Origin of the sequence: Trinickia sp. (assembly GCF_036503415.1) — a bacterium.
Lineage (GTDB): Bacteria > Pseudomonadota > Gammaproteobacteria > Burkholderiales > Burkholderiaceae > Trinickia.
In genome coordinates, this window is sequence record NZ_DASXWY010000217.1 from 1 (window position 1) to 2091 (window position 2091).

4 protein-coding genes are annotated in these 2091 nt (G+C 59.3%); 3 read left to right on the forward strand and 1 reads right to left on the reverse strand.

Annotation, left to right across the window (positions count from 1 at the left end):
• On the forward strand, positions 1-526 hold a 526-nt coding region (locus VGL01_RS24925), incomplete at its 5' end, for an isocitrate/isopropylmalate family dehydrogenase (protein WP_331574169.1).
• A gap of 86 nt (positions 527-612) precedes the next feature.
• Positions 613-771 (forward strand): hypothetical protein, encoded by a 159-nt coding sequence (locus VGL01_RS24930; protein ID WP_331574171.1) that lies wholly within the window; start codon positions 613-615, stop codon positions 769-771.
• Here VGL01_RS24930 and VGL01_RS24935 read toward each other — a convergent pair.
• Positions 763-1362, reverse strand: a complete 600-nt coding sequence (locus tag VGL01_RS24935) for a TetR/AcrR family transcriptional regulator (protein ID WP_331574173.1) — start codon at positions 1360-1362, stop codon at positions 763-765. The two genes, VGL01_RS24930 and VGL01_RS24935, sit on opposite strands and share 9 nt — an antisense overlap.
• A gap of 204 nt (positions 1363-1566) precedes the next feature.
• Here VGL01_RS24935 and VGL01_RS24940 point away from each other — a divergent pair.
• A partial coding sequence (locus VGL01_RS24940) for a DUF3313 domain-containing protein (protein ID WP_331574175.1) occupies positions 1567-2091 on the forward strand: 525 nt, incomplete at its 3' end.

Consider the following 2091-nt stretch of genomic DNA (forward strand, 5'->3'; position numbering starts at 1 on the left):
CATTACCAAAAGCAACGCGCAGCGACACGCGATGGTCATGTGGGACGAGGTGGCGCTTCAGATTTCGACAGAGTTTCCCGACGTCAAGTGGGACAAGGAACTCGTCGACGCTTCGACGGCACGCATGATCAATCGGCCGGCATCGCTCGATACGATCGTCGCGACGAATCTGCACGCGGACATTCTCAGCGATCTCGCTGCCGCGCTGGCCGGCAGCCTCGGTATCGCGCCGACAGGCAACATCGATCCCGAGCGCCGCTACCCCTCGATGTTCGAGCCGATCCACGGCTCGGCATTCGACATCATGGGCAAAGGCCTGGCCAATCCCATCGGCACTTTTTGGTCCGCCGTCATGATGCTTGAGCATCTCGGCGAGTTCGATGCCGCGAAGCGCCTCATGCACGCAATCGAAGCCGTCACGGCGAATCCAAAACTCCACACCGGGGACCTCGGAGGCAGTGCGACCACGGCGCAAGTCACCGAGGCGATCTGCACAATCGTCGCGGCCAGCGAGGCGACAGCCTAGGGCATGAGCCCAGCCGCAGATGCAGGATAGAGCGCGCCGTATGCAGCGGCGCTGCCATTAAAAGTTGTACCTCTTAAGGTGGAGACATGAGCATCGACCTCGAGCATTGGGTCACGCGGAAACTGATGTTGCGCATCATTCCGTTCGTGATGCTGCTCTGGTTCCCGGCGAAGCAGCGTGCGGTAGCGGCTAAAGGCAACCCAACTCGAGGCAGACGATCGACCCGCAGCAGCGAGTCAGTCTGAGCGTCGAGGGGAGCGGCGCATCGGTTGCGATGTCGAAGCCCCCCACTGCTTTTCGTCGAGAAGCCGGTCGAACAATCTCTTGCGTACCGACTCGCTCAATGCCGACATGCCCAGCAAGGCATGAAAAGCGATGCCGCTGGCCGCGAAGTATCGCAACATCGACAAATCCGGGTCGGCCGCGTCGTCTCGCAAGGCTTGCATGACCGCCTTGTCCGAGGTCTTGAGTTCTTCACGGAGGGTCGGGCTTTCGATCAGGGCGGCAAGCCCTGCGCGGGCCACGGAAGATGGCTGTTTGATGGCTTCCCTGTAAATCGCTATCTGGGCCGCGAGGATCGGTTCGTCCTTGGTGGAGCCCTCCTTCGCCAGATAGTCAGTCGCGATCTGCTCGAACTGCTGCCGCTGATAGTCGAGAAGCGCGCATAACACTCCATGCCGCGTTTTGAACTGATGCAGAAGGCCACCCTTGCTGATGCCGCTTTCACGCGACAATGAATCGAACGTCAGTCCTCCAACACCATCCCGCGCAAGGATGGTGAGCGCAGCTTCGATTGCTTTCCTGCGGGATATCTCCGAGCGTGTCTGATTATCCATGGTCGATATCAATTACGCCGCGACGATTGCGGCGGGGCGTGAGGGCTATTCAAGCCGGCCGGCGCTATTGTACCGTCGCATTCGCCACAAAAACAATCCGTCTAGACGGTTTACATAGAAACGTTGCGGTGCTACCGTTCGGTCTCGTCGATTCCGCCCGGAACCAAAGGGTTCCCCGGCTCCCACTGCCCTCGAGGAAAGCAAATGCTCAAAAAGAAAGTCGTCCCGCTTCTTGTCGCCGCCACGGCTATCCTGGTCTTGTCAGCATGCGCTGGCGTGCAGCCCGTTCCCTACTCTGGCATCTCCTCATCCGCACAATTGCGGCAAAACCACGACGAGGATGCCGCGAAAGTGCCTTACAAATACACCGCCGCCACGGTTTGGTCGCGATACACGCAGGTTCTGCTGGATCCGGTCGTCGTGTATCAGGGCAGTGACAACCAATTTGGCGACCTGAAGGCCGACGACCGCGCTTTGCTTGCCGATTACATGGGTAAAAAGTTTTCGGAAAAACTGGCCACTCGCTTTCAAATCGCGCAGCAGCCGAGCCCCAACACGCTGCGCATCAAGCTGACCTTGACCGGCGCGGAAAAAACAAAACTGCTGGTTGGGCAGTTCATGCATTTCGATCTGGCGGGCAATCTCTATAACGGCGTGCAGTCCGTGCGCGGCGGCCAGGGCGCGTTCAGCGGCTCGGTGTCGTACGCCGTGGAAATCTATGACAGCAGC